At 62.8% G+C, this 20,610-nt stretch carries 23 protein-coding genes; 10 read left to right on the top strand and 13 right to left on the bottom strand.

From position 1 onward, the window contains the following. Positions 1 to 2 precede the first annotated feature (2 nt). From BM173_RS08115 to purB, 4 genes are all read right to left on the bottom strand, one after another. A complete protein-coding gene (locus tag BM173_RS08115; protein ID WP_090479789.1) occupies positions 3 to 512 on the bottom strand; it encodes a GNAT family N-acetyltransferase in 510 nt (169 codons plus the stop codon). Further along, positions 509 to 1,183: an orotidine-5'-phosphate decarboxylase gene (pyrF, locus tag BM173_RS08110; RefSeq protein ID WP_090479786.1), complete on the bottom strand. Its 675-nt coding sequence runs from the start codon at positions 1,181 to 1,183 to the stop codon at positions 509 to 511. Before pyrF ends, BM173_RS08115 begins: the two co-directional genes overlap by 4 nt. Further along, positions 1,180 to 1,545: a hypothetical protein gene (locus BM173_RS08105; protein ID WP_090479784.1), complete on the bottom strand. Its 366-nt coding sequence runs from the start codon at positions 1,543 to 1,545 to the stop codon at positions 1,180 to 1,182. The genes pyrF and BM173_RS08105 overlap by 4 nt, the downstream gene beginning before the upstream one ends. A 63-nt stretch (positions 1,546 to 1,608) precedes the next feature. After that, on the bottom strand, positions 1,609 to 2,919 hold the full coding sequence (purB, locus tag BM173_RS08100; RefSeq protein WP_090479782.1) for an adenylosuccinate lyase: 1,311 nt from the start codon (positions 2,917 to 2,919) through the stop codon (positions 1,609 to 1,611). A gap of 168 nt (positions 2,920 to 3,087) precedes the next feature. Here purB and BM173_RS08095 point away from each other — a divergent pair, with 168 nt between their 5' ends. After that, positions 3,088 to 5,898: a DUF3857 domain-containing protein gene (locus BM173_RS08095; RefSeq protein WP_090479779.1), complete on the top strand. Its 2,811-nt coding sequence runs from the start codon at positions 3,088 to 3,090 to the stop codon at positions 5,896 to 5,898. Between the two features lie 9 nt (positions 5,899 to 5,907). On the opposite strand, the gene radC is transcribed toward BM173_RS08095, so the two are convergent. Beyond that, on the bottom strand, positions 5,908 to 6,606 hold the full coding sequence (gene radC / locus BM173_RS08090) for a RadC family protein (protein WP_090479777.1): 699 nt from the start codon (positions 6,604 to 6,606) through the stop codon (positions 5,908 to 5,910). Between the two features lie 74 nt (positions 6,607 to 6,680). Between radC and BM173_RS08085 the strand changes: the two genes are divergently transcribed. The 8 genes from BM173_RS08085 (at position 6,681) to BM173_RS08050 (ending at position 13,308) form a co-directional block, all read left to right on the top strand. Further along, entirely contained in the window at positions 6,681 to 9,902 is a 3,222-nt protein-coding gene (locus tag BM173_RS08085; protein ID WP_090479774.1) for an intermembrane phospholipid transport protein YdbH family protein, read from the top strand. Between the two features lie 68 nt (positions 9,903 to 9,970). Further along, complete coding sequence (locus BM173_RS08080) at positions 9,971 to 10,150, top strand: YnbE family lipoprotein (protein ID WP_090480285.1); 180 nt, start codon at positions 9,971 to 9,973, stop codon at positions 10,148 to 10,150. Positions 10,151 to 10,161: 11 nt separating this feature from the next. After that, entirely contained in the window at positions 10,162 to 10,554 is a 393-nt protein-coding gene (locus tag BM173_RS08075) for a YdbL family probable chaperone protein (protein WP_090480282.1), read from the top strand. 180 nt (positions 10,555 to 10,734) lie between these two features. Next, positions 10,735 to 11,055, top strand: coding sequence for an AtpZ/AtpI family protein (locus BM173_RS08070; RefSeq protein WP_090479771.1), 321 nt, complete (start codon positions 10,735 to 10,737; stop codon positions 11,053 to 11,055). A gap of 51 nt (positions 11,056 to 11,106) precedes the next feature. Next, positions 11,107 to 11,898, top strand: a complete 792-nt coding sequence (locus tag BM173_RS08065; RefSeq protein ID WP_281247527.1) for a F0F1 ATP synthase subunit A — start codon at positions 11,107 to 11,109, stop codon at positions 11,896 to 11,898. A gap of 40 nt (positions 11,899 to 11,938) precedes the next feature. After that, positions 11,939 to 12,166 (top strand): F0F1 ATP synthase subunit C, encoded by a 228-nt coding sequence (locus tag BM173_RS08060; protein WP_006832363.1) that lies wholly within the window; start codon positions 11,939 to 11,941, stop codon positions 12,164 to 12,166. Between the two features lie 82 nt (positions 12,167 to 12,248). Beyond that, complete coding sequence (locus BM173_RS08055) at positions 12,249 to 12,743, top strand: F0F1 ATP synthase subunit B family protein (RefSeq protein ID WP_090479768.1); 495 nt, start codon at positions 12,249 to 12,251, stop codon at positions 12,741 to 12,743. After that, complete coding sequence (locus BM173_RS08050; RefSeq protein WP_090479766.1) at positions 12,736 to 13,308, top strand: F0F1 ATP synthase subunit B; 573 nt, start codon at positions 12,736 to 12,738, stop codon at positions 13,306 to 13,308. Before BM173_RS08055 ends, BM173_RS08050 begins: the two co-directional genes overlap by 8 nt. A gap of 105 nt (positions 13,309 to 13,413) precedes the next feature. On the opposite strand, the gene BM173_RS08045 is transcribed toward BM173_RS08050, so the two are convergent. The 4 genes from BM173_RS08045 to rpsA all read right to left on the bottom strand — a co-directional run bounded on the left by BM173_RS08045 (position 13,414) and on the right by rpsA (position 17,311). Beyond that, complete coding sequence (locus BM173_RS08045) at positions 13,414 to 14,388, bottom strand: NADPH:quinone oxidoreductase family protein (RefSeq protein WP_090479763.1); 975 nt, start codon at positions 14,386 to 14,388, stop codon at positions 13,414 to 13,416. Between the two features lies 1 nt (position 14,389). Further along, positions 14,390 to 14,716, bottom strand: coding sequence for a DOPA 4,5-dioxygenase family protein (locus tag BM173_RS08040; protein ID WP_090479760.1), 327 nt, complete (start codon positions 14,714 to 14,716; stop codon positions 14,390 to 14,392). A gap of 2 nt (positions 14,717 to 14,718) precedes the next feature. Next, on the bottom strand, positions 14,719 to 15,474 hold the full coding sequence (gene gloB / locus BM173_RS08035) for a hydroxyacylglutathione hydrolase (RefSeq protein WP_090479757.1): 756 nt from the start codon (positions 15,472 to 15,474) through the stop codon (positions 14,719 to 14,721). 133 nt (positions 15,475 to 15,607) lie between these two features. Beyond that, positions 15,608 to 17,311, bottom strand: a complete 1,704-nt coding sequence (gene rpsA / locus BM173_RS08030; protein ID WP_090479754.1) for a 30S ribosomal protein S1 — start codon at positions 17,309 to 17,311, stop codon at positions 15,608 to 15,610. A 266-nt stretch (positions 17,312 to 17,577) separates the two neighbouring features. On the opposite strand from rpsA, the gene BM173_RS08025 reads away from it, so the two are divergent. Continuing rightward, positions 17,578 to 18,087 carry an Mpo1 family 2-hydroxy fatty acid dioxygenase gene (locus tag BM173_RS08025; RefSeq protein ID WP_090479751.1) on the top strand — a complete coding sequence of 170 codons (510 nt, stop codon included), beginning with the start codon at positions 17,578 to 17,580 and terminating at the stop codon, positions 18,085 to 18,087. Here BM173_RS08025 and BM173_RS08020 read toward each other — a convergent pair. Genes BM173_RS08020 through aroA form a run of 4 tightly spaced genes read right to left on the bottom strand, consistent with a single transcriptional unit; the run spans position 18,077 to position 20,479 of the window. Then, positions 18,077 to 18,700: a (d)CMP kinase gene (locus tag BM173_RS08020; RefSeq protein WP_090479748.1), complete on the bottom strand. Its 624-nt coding sequence runs from the start codon at positions 18,698 to 18,700 to the stop codon at positions 18,077 to 18,079. The genes BM173_RS08025 and BM173_RS08020 overlap by 11 nt on opposite strands. Further along, the gene (locus BM173_RS08015) at positions 18,697 to 18,918 is read right to left on the bottom strand and encodes a hypothetical protein (protein ID WP_090479745.1); all 222 of its coding nucleotides are present in this window, start codon (positions 18,916 to 18,918) and stop codon (positions 18,697 to 18,699) included. The genes BM173_RS08020 and BM173_RS08015 overlap by 4 nt, the downstream gene beginning before the upstream one ends. Continuing rightward, positions 18,915 to 19,172 (bottom strand): CBU_0592 family membrane protein, encoded by a 258-nt coding sequence (locus tag BM173_RS08010; RefSeq protein ID WP_090479742.1) that lies wholly within the window; start codon positions 19,170 to 19,172, stop codon positions 18,915 to 18,917. Before BM173_RS08010 ends, BM173_RS08015 begins: the two co-directional genes overlap by 4 nt. Continuing rightward, positions 19,169 to 20,479 carry a 3-phosphoshikimate 1-carboxyvinyltransferase gene (aroA, locus tag BM173_RS08005; RefSeq protein ID WP_090479739.1) on the bottom strand — a complete coding sequence of 437 codons (1,311 nt, stop codon included), beginning with the start codon at positions 20,477 to 20,479 and terminating at the stop codon, positions 19,169 to 19,171. The genes BM173_RS08010 and aroA overlap by 4 nt, the downstream gene beginning before the upstream one ends. Between the last annotated feature and the right edge of the window lie 131 nt (positions 20,480 to 20,610).

Genomic DNA, 20,610 nt, shown 5'->3' with positions numbered 1-20,610 from the left:
AGCTAGGTGTTCGCAAGCCGCTTTGCCAGCACGGCGAATTCCAGCGGTGGATCGCGCGGAACCGGGAAAGGGCGCGTTTCACCCGTCCGCTCATATCCGCGCCGCTCGTACCATGATATCAATGAGGAACGCTGCGTAATCACGGTCATCTCCAGCGTTTCTATGCCGCGTTTCAAAGCTGCCAGTTCAGCCGCTTCGAGCAGCATTCCGCCAAGCCCTCCCGACTGCATCGTTGGCGCGACGCACAGCATTCCGAGATAGCCGCATGTCGCGTCGAGCTGTGTCACGGCAACGCAGCCGGTCGGCGCTCCGGCATCGCCCCGGGCCACCTGGAAGCTGACTTTCTCGTCTTTGATGAGGCGCTCGATCTCTTCGAGAGAAGTGCGTTCGTCGTCGAGGAGGTCGGCTTCGTGGTTCCAGCCCTGCCGCGCGCTGTCGCCGCGATAGGCGCTCTCTATGAGGAGCTTGATCTCGGCGGCATCCGCAAGGGATGCCTCGATAATGGAAGTCAAAGAGTGGCCTCGATCGCGCGGGCCGCTTCTGCGGGGTCGTCCGCCCGGCTGATGGGGCGTCCGATGACGAGGACGCTGGCGCCGTCGTCGCGCGCCTGGCGCGGTGTGACCACGCGTTTCTGGTCGCCGACCGCGCTGCCTGCCGGACGCAGGCCGGGGACGACGAAATAGCCGTCTTTCCATTGATCGTGCACGGCTTTCACCTCGTGACCTGAACACACGATCCCGTCGAGTCCACTGTCCTTGGCGAGTTCCGCGAGACGCATGACCTGGTCGTGCGCCGTGCCCTGGACGCCGGTGCGCTGTAAATCGCGGTCATCCATGCTGGTGAGCATGGTGACGCCGACCACCTTCGTGTTCTCTCCCGCAGCAGCTTTCGCGTCTTCCATCATTGCGCGTCCGCCGCTGGCATGGATGGTAACAATGGAAGGTTCGAGCTGGTGGATCGCGTGCATGGCGCCGGCCACCGTGTTCGGGATGTCGTAAAGCTTCAAATCGAGGAAGATCGGCAGGCCGAGCTGCCCGATCATGTGCACCCCGTGCGCGCCATGGGCGCAGAAAAATTCCAGCCCCAGCTTGATCCCGCCGACGTGCGCCTTGACCTTTTCTGCCAGTGCAACTCCATCGCGCAGGCGAGGGACGTCGAGAGCGAGATAGACAGGGTTGCTCATGACCGCGTGTCGGGTTCCGGATCTACAGGATTTGCAGGCTCGGCGACTGTCGAGGCCGCCGGCGTAGGGGCAGGTGCAGGTGCAGGTGCAGGGCGATCATCGGCACGCGGTGCCGCCATCTGAGAGGTCGCTTGCTCAAGTGCGGTAATCCGGCGCGTGTGACGCCAGCGTACCCCGCGATGATAGAGCCACATCGGCACGATCCCGATCAGGAAAGACACGATGACGAGGGCAGGCACGCGCGTGTCCCACACGATGCCGGGCCAGATGCGCACATCGATCTGCTTGTCCCAATTGCCGAAGGAAAAGGCGAGGATCGCCACCAGCAGTGCAATCCACAGGATCGTTCGGACGATTTGCATTTCTTAGCTACCCCTCACCGGTTTTCCGGCAATGCTAGGCGCACACCAGACGTGTCGCAAGGCTCAGCCGAAAACGCGGTCGAAGATCGTGTCGACCTGCTTGAAGTGGTAATCGAGGTCGAAGCGCTCCTCGAGCTGCTCGTTCGTCAGCGCGGCGGTCACCTCCTCGTCCTGCTTGAGCAGGTCGAGCAGCATCAGCCTGCCATCCGATTCCCACACCTTCATCGCGTTGCGCTGGACGAGGCGATAGGCGTCCTCGCGGCTCACGCCGTTCTGGGTCAGGGCAAGCAGGACGCGCTGCGAATGGATGAGGCCGCCCATGCGATCCATGTTGGCCTGCATGCGCTCGGGATAGACGAGCAGCTTGTCGACTACGCCGGTCAGGCGCGCGAGCGCGAAGTCGAGCGTGATGGTCGCATCGGGACCGATGAACCGCTCGACCGAGGAATGCGAGATATCGCGCTCGTGCCACAGCGCCACGTTTTCGAGTGCCGGCAGGGCGTAGGCGCGGATCATGCGGGCCTGGCCGGTCAGGTTCTCCGTCAGGATCGGGTTACGCTTGTGCGGCATTGCCGACGAGCCCTTCTGCCCCTTCGAGAAAAATTCCTCGGCCTCGAGAACTTCGGTGCGCTGCAAGTGGCGGATTTCCACCGCAACGCGCTCTATCGATCCGGCGATCACCGCGAGCGTGGCGAAATACATGGCGTGGCGATCACGCGGAATGACCTGCGTGGAAACCGGCTCTGGCTTGAGGCCGAGCTTTTCCGCGACATATTCTTCGACGCTCGGATCGATATTGGCGAAGGTGCCGACCGCGCCGGAAATCGCGCAGGTCGCGATTTCCTCGCGCGCAGCCAGCAGGCGGGTCTTGCAGCGGTCGAATTCGGCATAGGCCTGCGCAAGCTTGAGGCCGAAGGTTACAGGCTCTGCATGGATGCCATGGCTGCGACCGATGGTGGGGGTGTATTTGTGCTCTTCCGCGCGGCGCTTGATCGCGGCCAGCAGTTGGTCGAGGTCTTCTAGCAGCAGGTCGGTCGAACGCGCCAGCTGGACCGCCAGTGTCGTGTCGAGCACGTCGGAACTGGTCATGCCCTGGTGCATGAAGCGCGCTTCGTCACCGACGTTTTCCGCGACCCATGTGAGGAAGGCTATCACGTCGTGCTTTGTTACCGCCTCGATTGCGTCGATCGCTTCGACGTCGATCTTGGGGTCGGTTGCCCACCAGTCCCAAAGGGCCTTTGCCGCGCTTTTGGGGACGACGCCAAGCTCGCCGAGTTTCTCGGTCGCGTGCGCCTCGATCTCGAACCAGATGCGATACTTCGCCTCCGGCTCCCAAATGGCGGTCATGGCTGGACGGGCATAGCGGGGGACCATCGGTCGACTCCGAGTCTTGTGATTGGGGTGCAGGGCAGCGCGCTAGGCAAGGGCGCGCGCGCTGGCAAGGGGAGCGGCGGCATGCATTCGAAATATTGGTGAACAGGCGGTTTCCCAGCCTCACTCACTGTGATTGCATGTAGTTCCAATTGCGGTAAGTTGTTCTGCATGAACGATCAGACGATACTTCCGATTTCTCGAACAAGCCTGGCTGCATCGGCCGCGATGGCCATTATTCTGGCGGCTCCTGCCAATGCGGGTGAAGCCGTTCTTTATGGACCGGCGCCCGATTGGGTTGACGCTGCAACGCTTGACCTTGTCGACGTGGAGGATGCGCCGTCGACGCTGATCTACGACTGGCAGCAGCGCCTCGAGGATGGTGTCGTCACCGAATACGAAGATGCCGCGATCCGCATCGACAATCCCGAGCTACTCATGGACCACGGGACTGTTTCGCTTTCCTGGCTGCCCGACAAGGGCGACCTGACTGTGCATCGGGTCGAGATCATCCGCGCAGGCCAGAGCATCGACGTTATCGGCGGCGGGACACAATTCGAGGTTATCCGCCGCGAACGTGGCCTTGAGCAGCGTCTGCTCGACGGACAGCTTACCGCAACGCTTGCCGTGTCGGGCTTGCAGGTGGACGACATTCTGCGGGTAACCCACTCGGTAACGGTAGATGACCAGGCGCTCGGCGATGAAATGCAGGCGTCGCAATACCTTTTCCAGGAGCCGTGGCAGGTCGGCTTCTCCCGGGCCATCGTCAGCTGGCCGGAAGATAGTGAAGTATACTGGCGAGCCGAAGATGTAGCCGGTGTAGAGCCTCCTGTAGTGGTCGACGGCTATAAGACGCTCACTATCGCGCTGCCGATTGACGAGCTCCCCGATATGCCGGGCGATGCCCCGTCGCGCTTCAATCGCGATCCGGTTCTGCGGGTCGGGACCTTCGCCAACTGGCAGGATTTGTCGCGCGCCTTCGCTCCGCACTACCAAGTAGCGGCCCAAGTGGCTGATAACAGCGACGTCGCCGCCAAGGCTCGCGAAATCATGGCGGCTACCCGCGATCCGCTTGAGCGCACGGCCTTGGCAGTGCGGCTGGTTCAGGACGAGGTGAGCTACCTCCTCAACGGTCTCGATGGCGGCAATTACATGCCGCAGTCGGCGGAAGAGACGTGGGAGAAGCGCTACGGAGACTGCAAGGCCAAGTCGGTCCTTTTGTACTCCCTGCTGTCGCAAATGGGTATCGACGCGATCCCGGTGCTTGTCTCCACCAGGGGAGGCGATGCGATCCCCGAATTGCTGCCGATCCCTGGCAATTTCGATCATATGATCGTGCGCGCAAACATCGACGGCACGGATTACTGGCTCGATGGCACCAGTACCGCAACGCGCCTGTCCAACATCGGCGAAGTCCCGGCATTCTTCTATGCGCTGCCGTTGCCCGTAGCGGGGGCGGACCTCGTCCCGATGACTCAGCGGCGCAAGGCGTCGCCGGACATGGTGATGGAAGCCACCTCCGATTATTCGGCCGGGATCGATTTTCCCGCGCTCTTTTCGCTGACGATGAAAATCTCGGGACCGCAGGGCGCCACGCTCAGGGCGGCTGCGGATGAAGCCGACGAGGAGCAGCTCAAGCGTTTCGCCTCGAGTTTCGCGTCCGGGCCGGGCGGGGCGCTGACTTCGGTTTCCCTTTCCTATGACGACGACCGGGCCTTAGGAATCCTGACCGCCGAAGGAATCATGGCTAGCGACTTCTCCTGGGCTGACGGGCGGATGCGTCTCTCGTCCGACCAGACCGACAAGTTCGCCTTCAATCCCGACCGTGCGCGTCCGGAATGGCGCAACATTCCGGTCCAGACCGGCGGCCCGCAATACAATCGCGTCAACGCCTCCGTCATCCTGCCGGAGGGAATGGACGATTTCGAGGTAACCGGCGATGCCGTAATCGACGAAGGCTTTGCGAATACCGCCATCTACGGCACTCGCGCTATAGAAGGGAATGTCATCCGTTTCAGCGTCGACGTATGGAACGACCTGGGCGAAATCCCCGCGTCCGAGCTTCCGGCGCATAAGCGCAAGGTGCGCCAGCTCAACGCACTGGAGGCCGAGGTGCTTGCGCCAGAGGATTTCGCATGGCGCTGGGAAATCGATAGCGCCACGTTGGCCAAGCGCGTGAAACCGCTCCTCGATGCCTATGACCGGGCCGTGGATTTCTCGGCCGCCGACGACTGGGGGCCGCTTACCCAGCGAGCAACTTTCAAGGCGCAGATTTTCGACTGGGACGGGGTGCTTGCCGACCTCGACACACTCATCGCCAATCAGCCGAGCGCATATCTGCACAGCTGGCGCGGCGGAGTCCACGAGGCGCTCGGCGACCGCGAGGCCGCAATTGCCGATGCACAGGCCGCCTACGACCTGGACCCGAGCACGTATTTCGCGCTCAATCTCGCAGAGCTGCTGGCTTACGGCGGGAAGCGTGACGAGGCACTCGACCTGCTGGCAGACCTTCCCGTCAGCGACGATGAGGAAGGGTCATACGCCAGTACCTTCGCTACGGTCGCCGGTCTCGCCGGTCGTACGGACGATGCGATTGCAGCGCTGGAAGAGCAGGTGGCGGACAAGCCGACCAATGCATCGGTCCTGAATGCAGATTGCTGGTTCCGCGGACTTTTCAATGTCCAGCCGGAAGCTGCCTTGTCTTCCTGCACGAAAGCCATCGAACGCGCGACAAACAGCGCGCCGATGCTCGATAGCAGAGCGATGGTCAGCTACCGGATGGGCGATTACGACGCTGCGCTCAGCGACCTCGACAGCGCTCTGGAACTGGCGCCGGGCCTGTCCGCTTCGCTGTACTTGCGCGGGATCGTGCGGCTCGAAAAAGGCGACAAGGCCGGCCGTACGGATGTCGAGCGGGCGCTGCGCATGGCACCGGAATTGGCTGCCAAATATGCGATGCACGGGGTCGTCCCCAAGAATTGAGGCTATAGCCTAGATCAGGCCCTTGGCGCGCAGCGATACATGGCTGCCGCGCCCCATGATCACGTGGTCGTGCACGGTGATGTTGAGCAGCCGGCCTGCCTCGGCGATCCGGTTGGTGATCTGGATGTCGGCGCGGCTGGGTTCGGGGTCGCCGCTCGGGTGGTTGTGGACCAGGATCAGGGCCGACGCACCGATATCGAAGGCCTTGCGGATCACCTCGCGCGGATGGATCGCCGCTTCGTCCACCGATCCTTCTGCGGCGAGATGATCGAGGATCAGCCGGTTACGGGTGTCTAGGTAAAGCACACGCACGCGTTCGTGCTTCAAATGGCTCATGTCGATGGCGAGATAATCGATAAGGGCCTGCCAGCTGCCGAGAACGGGCTGCTGTTCGATTTCGCCGCGCGCCATGCGGCGGGCCGACAGGGCGATGGCGTGCAATGTGGCGGCGCTGGCATCGCCCATGCCCTTTACCTGCGCCAAGGCACCCGGGTCCGCATTCAACACGCCGGAGAAGGAGCCGAAGCGTTCGATCAGGCGCTTTGCCAGCGGTTTGGTGTCTCCTTGCCGGAATGCGCCGAAAAGGAGGTATTCGAGCAGCTCGTAATCGGCCAGCGCCTCTGCGCCGCCATTAAGCAGGCGGCTTCGCAACCGCTCGCGATGACCGGCGCCTGCATGCGGTTTTGCATTGCTGGTTTCCTGCGACAAATTCGACCCCCGAAGCGCGACCTTTCAAATGCTTGCATTGCCTTCGCGCCGCGATGGGCGCAAGTGTGCACGCGATGGAAGAGGTCGCACCGCCCCCACATTCCGATTCCCGGCCGCGGTGGCGCAAGAAACGCTATGCCGCGCCCGGCCTCACGCTGCTGTTGCTGCTGGCCCTGTCCCTGACCGCGTGGTCGAGCCGCGAATCCATCGCCGACGACTTCATCCGCGACCAGCTCGATGCTTACGGGGTCGAGGCGACTTACGAGATCGAACGGATCGGCGGGCAGACGCAAATCCTTCGCAACGTGGTGGTCGGCGATCCTGACAGGCCGGATTTCACGGCCGAAAAAGTCATCCTCCAACTGCAGCACCGGATCGGATTGCCATCGGTCGGCAGCGTCGAACTGGTCGCGCCGCGTTTGTTCGGAACCTATCGTGACGGGCAACTGAGTTTCGGTGCACTCGACCCGATCGTTTTCGACGATAGCGGCGAATCCACGGGATTGCCCGATTTACGCCTCTCCATTCGCGACGGGCGCGGCCTGCTCGAAACCGACTTCGGCAATGTGGGATTGAAGCTGGAAGGCGCAGGCCCGCTGCGTGACGGGTTCGCGGGGGTCCTTGCGGCCACCGCGCCCGATTTCACCGCATCGGGCTGCGACCTTTCGGGAGCGACGCTGTTCGGGGAAATCACGACAGCAGCGGGAGCACCCGGTTTCGACGGTCCTCTCCGAATCGAAGAGCTTGCCTGCGGGGATCAGGGCGTGACAGTGGCGAACGTCGTCGCACAGCTGGAAGCGGACCTCGAACCCTCGCTGGCGGATCCGAAAATCGCTGCCCGTTTCGATAGCGATGCAGTCTCGCTTCCGGGCGTTGCGGCCCAGTCCCTGTCCGGCAACCTGCGCGTGCAGCTACGGAATGACGATCTCGCCGGAAGCTATACGATCGCTGCCCGCGGCCTCGCCAACGAACAGGTCATGGCAGCACTGCTGACCGCCGATGGGGATGTGCGCGGCAGGGATGGCTTCTCGCGCATCGAGATCGACAGCGCTGTCGAAGGCAACGGCCTGCGGCTCGGGCCAGCGCTGATCGCATCGGTGGAGAGCCTTGCGAGCACCGGCGAGGGTACGCTGGTCGAACCGGTCGCGCGGAAAATCGCTGCCGCATTGCAGGCGCAGACCCGGGGCAGTTCGCTCCAGGGTCGCATTCGTGTGAGCCGGACGGACGATGCGCTGACCCTGCTCGTTCCTGAAGCCGAAGTTCGCGGGGGGCAGGGCGCAAGGCTGCTGTCCGTGTCGCGGTTCGAGGCGAGCAGGCAGGGCGATACGCCGATGCGCTATTCGGGCAATCTCGCGACCGGCGGACCCGGCATCCCGCGCATTTCTGGACGGATGGAGCGACGGACCGAGAGCGGACCTGCATTCCGCCTGTCCATGGCCCCCTATGACGCAGGCGTGGCGCGCCTTGCCATACCAAGCCTGTCGATCGTCCAGTCCGATCGCGGCGCATTGGGCTTTTCGGGCGAAGTCGAGGCAAGCGGGCCGCTTCCGGGCGGCGCGATCGATGGCCTGTCGATGCCGGTGTCGGGCCGATATGAGCCCGGTGGCAGCCTGGCACTGTGGCGGGATTGCACGCGCCTGTCCTTCCGCCGACTAGCCGTGTCGAACCTCAATATCGAAGGTCCGGGCCTGACCCTGTGCCCGCCCCCCGGCAAACCGATCCTCGCTTACTCGGCCAGCGGGTTGCAGCTTGCTGCAGGCGCACCGCAACTGGATGTGAGGGGAACCCTCGCGGATACGCCGATCCGCATTGCCAGCGGGCCGATCGCCTTTGCCTGGCCCGGCGTGGTGAAGGCGCGCGATCTCGATGTCGTGCTCGGCCCCGAGGAAACGGCAAGCCGTTTTGCAATCACCGATCTGGATGCGCGGCTTGGCGAGGATATCGAGGGAAGTTTCTCCGATGCCGAGATCACCCTCGCATCCGTGCCGCTGGATATCCGCAACGCCCAAGGAAACTGGTCCTATGCGGGCGGGGTCTTCGCGATTGCCGATGCCGCCTTCCGCCTCTTCGACAGGGCAGAGCCCGACCGGTTCGAACCACTAGAAGCGCGCGAGGCTTCGCTTGCCTTGCGCGACAATATCATCACCGCGCAGGCTGACCTGCGCGAACCGGAGAGCGACCGTCTCGTCACCGCAGTGGACATCGACCACAATCTCGGCACGGGAGCAGGATCGGCGCGGCTGGTGGTGGACGACCTGCTGTTCGACGATCGCCTGCAATTTGCGGACCTCATGCCGCTCGCGCTGGGCGTGATTGCCAATGCGCAAGGGTCTATCGACGGGGTGGGGCGCATTGCCTGGTCCACCGATGGTGACGTGACCAGCAGCGGCGAGTTTTCGACCGACAGCCTCGACTTTGCGGCCGCCTTCGGCCCGGTAAAAGGCGCAAGCGGGACCATCCGTTTCACCGACCTCCTCAATCTGACGACCGCTCCCGGCCAGAAGCTGCGCGTCGCGTCGATCAATCCGGGGGTCGAGGTGCTGGACGGCGAAATAGAGTTCGCGCTGCGCAACGGCGAAGTCCTTGCCATTGCAGGCGGCAGCTGGCCCTTCATGGGCGGACGCCTTGTCCTGCGGGACTTCGACTTCAACCTCGGTGTCGAGGAGGAGCGACGCTACGTCTTCGAGATCATCGGGTTGGAAGCGGCGCAGTTCGTCGCCCAGATGGAGCTGGAGAACATCTCCGCCACCGGCACATTCGACGGCACGGTGCCCATCGTGTTCGACAGCGACGGCAACGGCCGGATCGACGAAGGCATCCTTATTTCGCGGCCGCCGGGAGGCAATCTCTCCTATGTCGGCGACCTGACCTACGAAGACCTTTCCGCAATCGCCAATTTCGCCTTCGATGCGCTACGAAGCATGGATTATTCGCAAATGCGCGTGGTCATGGAAGGGCCGCTTGCGGGCGAGATCGTCACCCGCGTGCGCTTCGATGGCGTGCAGCAGGGCGAGGGCGCGAAACGCAACATCATCACGCGCCAGATCGCCAAGCTGCCGATCCAGTTCCGGATCAACATCCGTGCCCAGTTCTACCAGCTGCTGACCTCCATGAAGGCGCTCTACGACCCTTCGGCCGTCCGCGATCCGCGCGAGCTGGGACTGCTGAGCGACGACGGACAGCGCCTGCTGCGCCGCTCCATCACCGGCGAGGAAGCCGCACCCGAAATCGACCCGGAAGATGTCATTCCGGATGAACCCACCATTCAGGACCAGGAAAGCGAGGATGCGCGATGATACGAGCATATTTGACTGACCCTTCGCCCCTTGCGACAAGCGAATTCATGCAGATCACGGGGGCCACGATGGGCAGACGGTTATTGGCGATTGCGGCGGTTCCGCTCGCGCTGGGAGGGTGCATCACAGTCGAGGCACCGACCGAGCCGATCGTGATCGAGTTGAACGTCAATATCCGCCAGGAAGTGATTTATCGTCTAGCCGAAGATGCCGGCGATACGATCGAGAATAATGCGGATATCTTTTGATGGGTGAGAATATGACCAGGTCGATTATCAGGACTGCACTCGGTGCGGCAGCCGTCGCAACCGCTCTAGGCGGCATCGCCGCGCCCGCTTTCGCCCAGCGCGACCCCGCCTATGCCGCGGCGCGCGCGGCCGGACAGGTCGGTGAGAAGATGGACGGCTACCTCGGCATCGTCGGTGCGGAGACCGCCGAACTGCGCCGTGTCGTCAACGATATCAACATCAAGCGCCGCGCCGTTTACGCAGAGCGTGCGCAGGCGAATAACGCAACTCTGGAAGAGTATGCGCTGACGGCCGGTTGCCAGGCGATTCTCGCCACTACCCCAGGCGAAAAATACCAGGCGCCCGACGGCACCTGGCAGACCCGTACCAGCGCCGCACCCCTGCGCGATTCGCGTTGCCCGTAAGGCCGATTGGCGGGTGCACGAAGCGGGCTGCCTGCGGAACGCTAGTCACTAAGTCCTAGAAACACGCAATTCACACCCCCTTCGTGTTGACTCGCCAATGCCCCCCTTCTAAGGGGGCGGCGCCCTTGGCGGGCAAGTCCCTGCGCGTGCCGCGCAACCCCCTGTAGTAAGGAGCAAGGCATGAGCGAAGACGAACCCGCACGGGAACCCATCGAGGAGGATGCGCGGATCGACGCGCTGGAAAAACGGCTAGCAGCCGCCCAGCAGCGCGAAGAGCAGCGTAACCGACCCCAAGGCTCCGGAGCCGATGCGAATTATCGCAGTGGAAACCGGGTATTGGCGGATCTTCTTGGCGGGCTCCTTGGCGGTACGGTGATCGGATATGCCATCGGCTATTTTACCGGCACCAACCCGTGGGGTCTGTTGGTCGGGCTGTTCCTCGGGATAGTCGTGGCTTTCAGGAACATCATCCGCGCGGCAAATCAGGGCCCCGGCGAATAATCCGCAAGGATTTCCGGGGCTTTCGTTACAGGATTTGAAGGACTAACTGACGTGGCAGCCGAACAGGCCAAAGTCGATCCGATGTACCAGTTCACCATCAAGCCGCTCGGCGGTTCGGATGAGTGGGTGCTGGGCGAAGGCTTCAACATCGCCTTCACCAACAGTGCAATGTGGATGCTCATCACGACCGTGGTGCTCTTCCTCTTCGTGCTGGGCGGAATGAGGCGTCAGCTGGTCCCGGGCCGCTGGCAGATGATGGTGGAAACCTTCACCGGCTTCATCGACAACATGCTCGAAGCGAACATCGGCAAGGCAGGGCGCAAATACGTGCCTTACGTCTTCAGCCTGTTCATGTTCATCCTCTTCGCGAACCTGCTCGGCCTCCTGCCGCTCGGCGTCGTGGGCGTTCACCCGTTCACCTTCACGAGCCACTTCACCGTTACCGGCGTGCTCGCGATCATCAGCTTCTCGATCGTCCTGCTGGTCGGTTTCTGGAAGCACGGCTTCCATTTCTTCAGCCTTTTCGTGCCGCACGGCACGCCGCTGCCGATGATCCCGGTCATCGCACCGATCGAATTCATCTCCTTCATGGTCCGTCCGTTCAGCCTGGCCCTGCGACTTTTCGTTGCAATGATGGCCGGCCACGTCCTGCTGGAAGTCCTTTCCAGCTTCGTGATCGACGGCACCAATGCCGGTGTAGGCTTCGGCCTCCTCGTCGGCCTGCCAAGCTTCATCCTGATGATCGGCATCTGCGCGCTCGAACTGCTCGTCGCCGGTATCCAGGCCTACGTCTTCGCGCTGTTGACTGCACTGTACATCAACGACGCTGAAAATCTTCACTAAGACCTTTCAACAATACACGTTTTTCCCAAAGGAGTTTGTCATGGAAATGGAAGCTGCAAAGCTCATCGGTGCGGGCCTCGCGGCGATCGGTGCCGGTATGGCTGCGATCGGCGTTGGTAACGTCTTCGGTTCGTTCCTCGAAAGCGCGCTGCGCAATCCGGGTGCTGCCGACGGCCAGCAGGGTCGCCTGTTCATCGGCTTCGCCGCTGCCGAGCTTCTCGGCCTGCTGGCGTTCGTCGTTGCCATGATCCTGATCTTCGTCGCCTAATCGACGACAATCGAGATCGCGCCGGTCGGGTCTGACCCGGCCGGTGCATTGAATTTCCCGTACCCGCTTTTCGAGAGCTGCAATGCCACAGATAGCACAGCTTGCCGATACATGGTCCAGCCAGGTTTTCTGGTTGCTCGTGTTCTTCGGCATCACTTTCCTCGTTGTCGGCAACCTCATGGTGCCCAAGGTGATGAGTACCGTCGCTGAACGCGATGGCCAGATCGCTGCCGACCTCGCCGCTGCCAAGGCCGCGCGCGATGCTGCCGACGAGCAGGAAGAGGCATGGCGGGTGCGTGAAAACGAGAACCGCGCTGCCGCGCAGGCAATCGTTGCCAAGGCCAAGGACGAGGCTGCCGCCAAGTCCGAGAAGAAGCTGAAGGCGGCGCAGACGCGTATCGACAAGAAGCTGGCCGATGCGGAAGCTCGGATCGGCGACGCCCGGACGGAAGCGCTGGCAGAAGTCGAAAGCGTTGCCGTCGAAGCTGCGCAGGACATCGTCAAGACGCTTGCAGGCGTCAAGGTGACCAAGCCTGTCGCAACCAAGGCGGTGAAGGAGGCCATGGCAAATGGCTAACACGACTGTTCCCGAAGTGTTTGCGACAGAGACGCCCGAAGCGACTGTCGAAATCGATGCCGGTGCCGGCAAGCATGTAGAGCCGATGCTGTGGGGCCTTGCGCCCTACCAGTGGGTTTCGATCTCCATGCTGGTCCTGCTCCTGTTCGCTTTCTTTGGTGCCAAGGTGCACAAGACGATTGCAGGCGGCCTCGACGGCAAGATCGCAGCGATCAAGCAGCAGCTCGACGAAGCCAAGCAACTTCGCGCCGAAGCGGAAGCGCTTCGCAAGGAGTATGCCGACAAGATCGCCGGTGCCGAAAAGGACGCCGAAGCCATGCTGGAAAATGCCCAGCATGAAGCCGATGCGATCCTGGAAAAGGCGGAAGCCGACAGCAAGGCGATGGTCGAACGTCGCAAGCGCATGGCGGAAGACAAGATCGCCGCTGCCGAACGCGAAGCCGTCGAAGACGTCCGCAATCGCGCAGCACTGGCGGCCACTTCGGCCAGCCGCAAGCTGATCGGAGAAAAGCACGATGCGGAAGCGGACAAGGCACTGGCCGACAAGGTTATCGCCGGGATCTGATCTCGCTCTTAAGCGACACGGAAATAGCGCGTGAAGCCTCGGGTTTCGCGCGCTTTTTCGTCGTCTGAAGGGAAGGGGCCGGGCTGACGGTCCGTGGAGCGCAGATCAGGGTTCCAGCACAATCTTTCCGAAGACTTCGCCCGACTGCATCGCCTCGAAGGCTTCCCGCCAGTCCGACATCGGCAAGACACGGTCGATATGCGGCGTGATCTTGCCGGTGCTGGCCAGATCGTCGAGTTCTCGAGCTATCCGCGCGCCTCGCTCGGGGAAGCGGCGGCTGTATTCGCCCGCTCTCACACCAACGACCGAGAAGCCCTTGATGAGGGGGATGTTGACGGCGATTTCGGGAATCCGTCCCGCCACGAAGCCGACGACCAGCAGCTTGCCGCCAAAGGTGACGCAGCGGGTGCTCTCGTCGAAGACATCGCCACCGACAGGATCGAAGACGAGGTCGCAAAGCCGCCCGTTCGTGAGCGCCGACACATCCTCACGAAATCGGCCCTGATTGCTGATGACGGAGTCGGCACCGGATGCTGCAGCCAGGCGGTCCAGCTTGCCTGCGGAGTGGGATGCCGCGATCACTTTCGCTCCGAGCGCCTTCGCTAGATCGCATGCAGCCAGGCCGACCCCGCCGCTTGCCCCATGTACCAGGATCGTCTGGCCAGCCTCCAGTTTGCCCAATTCGACCAGGGCGACATATGCGGTCTGATAGGCGGCACCCATCGCTGCAGCCTGCGGGAAGTCCAGCCCCTCGGGCACATGCCTGAGGGCGGAGGGGGGTAGCGCGATGGCCTCGGCAAAGGCGCCGGTCTTGGCACCGCCCATTACCCGGTCACCCGGTACGAACCCGCTGTCCGGCTCCGCCTTGATGACCTCGCCGGCCATCTCCAGGCCGGAGGTGAAAGGAAGCTCCGGTTTGAACTGGTACTTGCCCTGCGTCATCAGCAGGTCTGGATAATTGAGCGATGCAGCGCGCACGCGAACCAGCACTTCGCCTTTTGTGCGCACAGGATCTGGAATGTCGACCAATTCGACGCCGGACAAGTCGCCCGTCAGGTCTTGGACGCGAACTGCCTTCATTTCAGGCGAAGATCGATAGGTCGAGTGCTTCGGAAGTGCCGAACCAGATGACGTGCTGCGTATGATCGGCCAGGTCGTCGCCGCTGAGGCCATGCACGAAAAGAGTAAGGTCGCCGCGGTTCTCTACGGCCCAGGAGGCGAAAGGACCGAACTGGTCGGCCCTGAGTGTGAGCTGGCACGATCCGCGCGGATGGGGGCCGACCGGCCTGGTGTGGAAATGCCCGACCGGAACGCCGAATGCGGCGCGTGCCGCAGCAGCGAATTCCTGGGCCTGCGCCAGCTCGCTCTCATCGAAATAGATGTGAGCGTGGTATCCCTTGATGCTCATCGTCAGAAACTGTCCTTGGCTGCGCGAAGTGCGGCGAAGGTTTCCGCGGGCGAACTGCCACCCCAGCGGTCACGCAATTCGGCGCTGTCCGCGCGCAGGAACGGGTTGGTAGCGAGCTCTCGCGAAAGCACAGTCGGCACTGTCGGCTCGCCCTTGGCGCGCTTCTCTTCGACACGCGCGGCGTAGAGCTGCAGTTCGGTATTGTCCGGATCCGCATGCAGGGCGAACTTCGCGTTCGCGGCGGTGTATTCGTGTGCGCAGTAAAGCTGGGTATTATCGGGAAGCTGCCGGATGCGGTCGAGGCTGTTCCAGAATTGCTCCGGCTCGCCCTCGAACATCCTGCCGCAGCCCAGCGCGAACACGCTGTCACCCACGAAGGCGGTATCGGCTTCGGCGATATGGTAAGCGATGTGGCCGTTAGTGTGGCCCGACACGTCGATCACCCGGGCCTTCCACTCGCCGAGCTCGACGCTGTCGCCATTACCGACTACCCGGTCGATCGGGCTCAGTTTCTCGACCTCCTGCGGAGCGATGACCTTCGCTCCGGTAGCCTCGACAATAGCCTTGTTCCCGCCTGCATGATCGGGATGCCAGTGGGTGTTCCAGATCTGGGTGATGGTCCAGCCCTTGGCCTCGGCCTGCCGCAGGTATTCCGCCCCGTCGGGCGTGTCGATCGCCGCGGTCTCTCCGCTATCGGGATCGTGAAGAAGGAATCCGTAATTGTCGGACAGGCAGGGGAACTGGTGAACTTCTAGCATGTGTTTCGGTCTGTCCTAACGCTGCGCTACTTTAGGACAGGGAACGTAAGCTCCCCGGCGCCAAAGGGAAAGGCCCGCCTGCTCCTGAGAGCAAGCGGGCCTTCCTTATTAGCCTTGAGAAGGCAGGAAGAGTTTAGTCTTCCTTCTTCTTCAGTGCTTCGCCGAGGATGTCGCCGAGCGATGCACCCGAATCCGACGAACCGAACTGTGCAACCGCTTCCTTCTCTTCCGAGATCTGGCGAGCCTTGATCGAGAAGGTCGGCTTCTTCGAACGATCGAAGCCGGTGACCATGGCGTCGACCTTCGCGCCGGGCTGGAAACGGTCGGGGCGCTGTTCGTCACGATCGCGGCCGAGGTCCGAACGCTTGATGAAGCCGGTTGCGCCATCTTCGCCGACCTGGACTTCGAGACCGCCATCGCGGACTTCGAGGACGGTGACGGTGACGACCTGGTTCTTGCGGAGCGAGCTGCCTGCGCCTGCTTCGGTCGGAGCGCCCTTTTCGAGCTGCTTCATGCCGAGGCTGATGCGTTCCTTCTCGATGTCGACATCGAGAACGACGGCTTCGACTTCCTCGCCCTTGCGGTGCAGGGCAAGCGCGTCTTCACCCGAGATGCCCCATGCGATGTCGGACATGTGGACCATGCCGTCGACGTCGCCCGGAAGGCCGATGAAGAGACCGAATTCGGTGGCGTTCTTGACTTCGCCGGTGACCTTGGCGCCAACGGGGTGCGCTTCGGCGAATTCTTCCCACGGATTGCGCTGGGCCTGCTTGAGGCCGAGCGAAATGCGGCGCTTTTCGCTGTCCACTTCGAGGACCATGACTTCGACTTCCTGCGAGGTCGAGACGATCTTGCCGGGGTGGACGTTCTTCTTGGTCCAGCTCATTTCCGAAACGTGGACCAGGCCTTCGATGCCCGGCTCGATTTCGACGAATGCGCCGTATTCGGTGATGTTCGTAACCGTACCGGTCATCTTCATGCCGACCGGGTACTTGGCTGCGACACCGTCCCACGGATCCGATTCCAGCTGCTTCATGCCGAGGCTGATGCGCTGGGTGTCTTCGTTGATGCGGACGATCTGGACGGTCACGGTCTGGCCGATTTCGATCATCTCGCTGGGGTGGTTGACGCGCTTGTAGCTCATGTCGGTGACGTGAAGCAGGCCGTCGATGCCGCCGAGGTCGACGAATGCACCGTAGTCGGTGATGTTCTTCACGACGCCGTCGATGACCTGGCCTTCAGCCAGCTTGTCGATCAGTTCGCTGCGCTGTTCCGCACGGGTTTCTTCCAGCACGGCGCGACGCGAAACGACGATGTTGCCGCGACGACGGTCCATCTTCAGGATCTGGAACGGCTGCGGCATGTCCATCAGCGGGGTGACATCGCGCACGGGGCGGATGTCGACCTGCGAACCGGGCAGGAAGGCTACGGCACCATCGAGGTCGACGGTGAAGCCGCCCTTGACGCGGCCGAAGATGCGGCCGTCGACGCGCTTGCCTTCGCCGAACTCGCTTTCAAGCTTGTCCCAGGCAGCTTCGCGACGTGCGCGATCGCGCGACAGCATGGCTTCGCCGTCGGCGTTCTCGATGCGGTCGACGAAAACTTCGACTTCCGAACCGACCGAGAGGCCGTGGTCGTCTTCGCCGCGCATGAATTCCTTGAGGTCGACGCGGCCTTCGCTCTTCAGGCCGACATCGATATGCGCCATGCCGTTTTCGATGGCAGTGACGGTGCCCTTGACGACGCGACCTTCGAAGCCGCCGTCATCGGCGCCACCGAGTTGCTCGTCGAGCATTGCCGCGAAATCGTCGCGGGTGGGATTGGCTGAGGTTGCCATAGGTTGTGTAGTCCTAACGTTCGTTTTGCTACCGGCCACCGGTTTTACCGGGGTCTTTCTCCGTCTGCCTGTGCACCATTGCACGGGCCGTACGGGGCAAGAGGGCCGTGATCTCCGCAGAGCCGTATGCCGCTGCGAAGGTCCATCGAATCCAGCAGGTTTCGTGAACGGGCGCGCGCCTAGGCCAATGTGGGCCGGAAAGCAAGGAAATACGGCGCTCTTACGGCGTCTTTGCGCTGGCCGGTCGAGGTGATACGAAAAGCTCTATGACCGCTCTTGTCCAATCGCTCGCCAGCTACCGCGAATTCCATCGCGACCATCGCAATGTCCTCACGCACGCGCTCGGAATCCCGATGATCGTGCTGTCGGTGGAAGTTCTGCTCTCTCGGCCCGTCTGGGACGTGTCCGGCATAGTGCTGACACCGGCGATCGTCGCGAACGTCCTCGCGGCCTTGTGGTATCTCAGGCTGGACCTGAAGTTCGGCGCGCTGATGACGTTGCTTCTTGCCGTCTTTGCCTTCGCAGGTCACCAGATAGCGCAGGTGTCCGACCTTGCCTGGCTTGGCGGGGGGATCGGCCTGTTCGTGATCGGATGGCTGTTCCAGTTCGTCGGCCACCATTACGAGGGGCGCAAACCGGCATTCGTCGACGATATACGCAGCCTGCTGGTCGGGCCGCTGTTCATGGTGGCGGAAGGCCTTTTCGCGCTCGGCCTGTGCCAGGACTTGCAGCGCAAGGTCGAGCAGGGCCCGGCGCAGGCGCCGGTCAGGAGCTGATTGCTTCTTCGACCGCCGCGATTGCCGCGGCGATCGCCTCGTCGCGGTCGAGCGAGCTGGTATCGATCACCATGGCATCCTCTGCCGGGACGAGCGGAGCGACGGCCCGGTTGCGGTCGCGTTCGTCGCGACGGCGCAAATCGTCCTGTATCTCCAGCAGTGTAACGCCCGCACCCCGGTCGCGCATTTCCAGGAAGCGGCGGCGGGCGCGCGCTTCCACACTGGCCGTCACGAACAGCTTCGCGTCTGCCTCGGGAGCGATCACCGTGCCGATGTCGCGTCCGTCGAGCACTGCGCCGCCGTCGCGTGTGGCGAAAGCGCGCTGTCGCTCGAACAAGGCCTCTCGCACTGCGGGATGGATGGATACGCGGCTTGCAAGGCCGCCGGTCGCCTCATCGCGTAGATGCGGATCGCCCAAGAGGCTGTCTGGAAAGCTGGCGGCCGCCAGCGCGTCGGCTCCGTTGTCGGGATCGCCTCCGTCCAGGAAGACCTGTCGGCCGACTGCGCGATAAAGCAGTCCGGTATCGAGATGGGGAAGGCCGAAATGCTGGGCGAGGGCCTTGGCAATCGTGCCCTTGCCCGAGGCGGTCGGTCCGTCGACGGCGATGATCATTCCGTGATTTCCTTCGCCTCTTCTTGTTCGATCCGCCTGCGTTGGCGAGCCTTGTCGCGTTCATCCCACCACATCTTGATAATTGGACCGGCGAGAACAACGAAGAAGATTGCGGCGGCGGCCCGGCCTGGCTCGATCTCGCCTCCACCACGGAAAACATAGGTGAGGACGGCGAAACTGCTGATCGCCGCGTAAATATACAGCAACTTTCGGCTCATGCGCTTTTCCTGCGCGTCTTGAGCGCTTTCGCCAAGCCCCAGACGGCGATCGCTGCCCAGAAACCTTCGAGCACCAGGCTCGGCCAGTTGGTGTGCACCACCAGGGAGACGGTCAGCAGGGCGGCGCCCGTCAGGTTGGTGCCATGCAGGATGAACGGGTTCGGCTCTTCCTTGTAGGTCAGGTAGGCATAGGCGCCGATGATGCAGGCCGTGCCGACGAAGCCGACCATGGACGCCCAGTCGAGATTGATCATGCCGATGCCTCGTCGATCAGCGCAGTGAAGTTGGGGAAGCTGGTTGCGATGGGTTCGGTGCTGTCGATCTCGACGCCGGTTTCGCTGGCGAGGCCCGCGACCGCCATACTCATCGCTATGCGGTGGTCGAGATGGGTGGTGACCGTGCCGCCTCCGGGCAGTGGCTCGCCGCTCGAACCGGTGATCAGCAATCCGTCTTCGCGCTCTTGCACTTTCGCTCCGGAGATTTTGAGCGCGGCTGCCATGGCGGACAGACGGTCGCTTTCCTTGACGCGCAGCTCCTCCAGCCCGCTGGTAATCGTGGCCCCTTTCGCCATAGCGGCTGCTACAAAGAGGACCGGGAATTCATCGATCATGCTCGGCGCGATATCGGGATCGACCTCGATGCCGGTGAGGGGCGCATGCCGCACCTGCAAATCAGCGACAGGCTCGCCGCCGACTTCGCGCGGGTCGAGATAGTCGATGTCGGCGCCCATCTGTTTCAGCACCCGGAAGATACCGTCGCGCGTCGGGTTGAGGCCGACATTCTCGATCAGGAGATCGCTTCCCGGCACGATGCTTGCCGCCACGGCGAAGAATGCTGCCGAAGAGGGGTCGCCCGGCACTTCTATATCGCAGGGAGACATATCTACCGGTCCGGTGACGGAGATGTGTTTTTCGCCGTCGATCTCCTCGACCGTGACTTCGACACCGAAGGCGCGCAGCATGCGTTCCGTGTGGTCGCGGGTTGGAACCGGCTCGATGACAGTGGTCGTGCCGGGAGTATTGAGGCCAGCCAGCAGCACGGCACTCTTCACCTGCGCGCTGGCGACAGGAAGGCGATAGGTCATCGGGACGGCTGGCTGCATCCCCTCCGTGATGAGCGGCAGCGTGCCGCCGGGGGAGGGGGTGAAGCTCGCGCCCATGTCCGACAGCGGATCGATCACGCGGCCCATCGGGCGCTTGGAAAGGCTCGCATCGCCGGTGAAGGCCGCTGTAATGCCGTGGCTCGCGACGAGACCCATGAGGAGGCGTGTCGACGTGCCCGAATTGCCCATGTCCAGTGCGCCTTCGGGTTGCAGCAGCGTGCCGACCCCGACGCCATCGACGCTATAGGTGCCATCGTCCGCCTTGCGGACCTTCGCGCCCATTTGCTCGAGCGCGCGGCCGGTCGCCAATACGTCCTCGCCTTCCAGCAAGCCGCGGATGGTGGTGGTCCCTACCGCCAGGGCCCCGAACATGAGCGAGCGGTGGCTGATCGATTTGTCGCCCGGCACGCGAATGCGTCCGGTCAGCGGGCCACGGGGAGTAAAGCGATGGGCGGTCAAGCGGGCTTCCGGCTGGAATTGCAGGGATGGAGCGCGGGTCTTTGACAGTGGCAATGGCTTCTGGCAAGGCGCGCGCGCAGTTGATTCCTGCCCAGCGGGATCCCATCAATACAATTACGAATTCACGGCGA

Source organism: Qipengyuania nanhaisediminis, from assembly GCF_900115585.1.
Taxonomy (GTDB): domain Bacteria; phylum Pseudomonadota; class Alphaproteobacteria; order Sphingomonadales; family Sphingomonadaceae; genus Qipengyuania; species Qipengyuania nanhaisediminis.
This window is presented reverse-complemented; position numbering and strand designations above follow the sequence as displayed.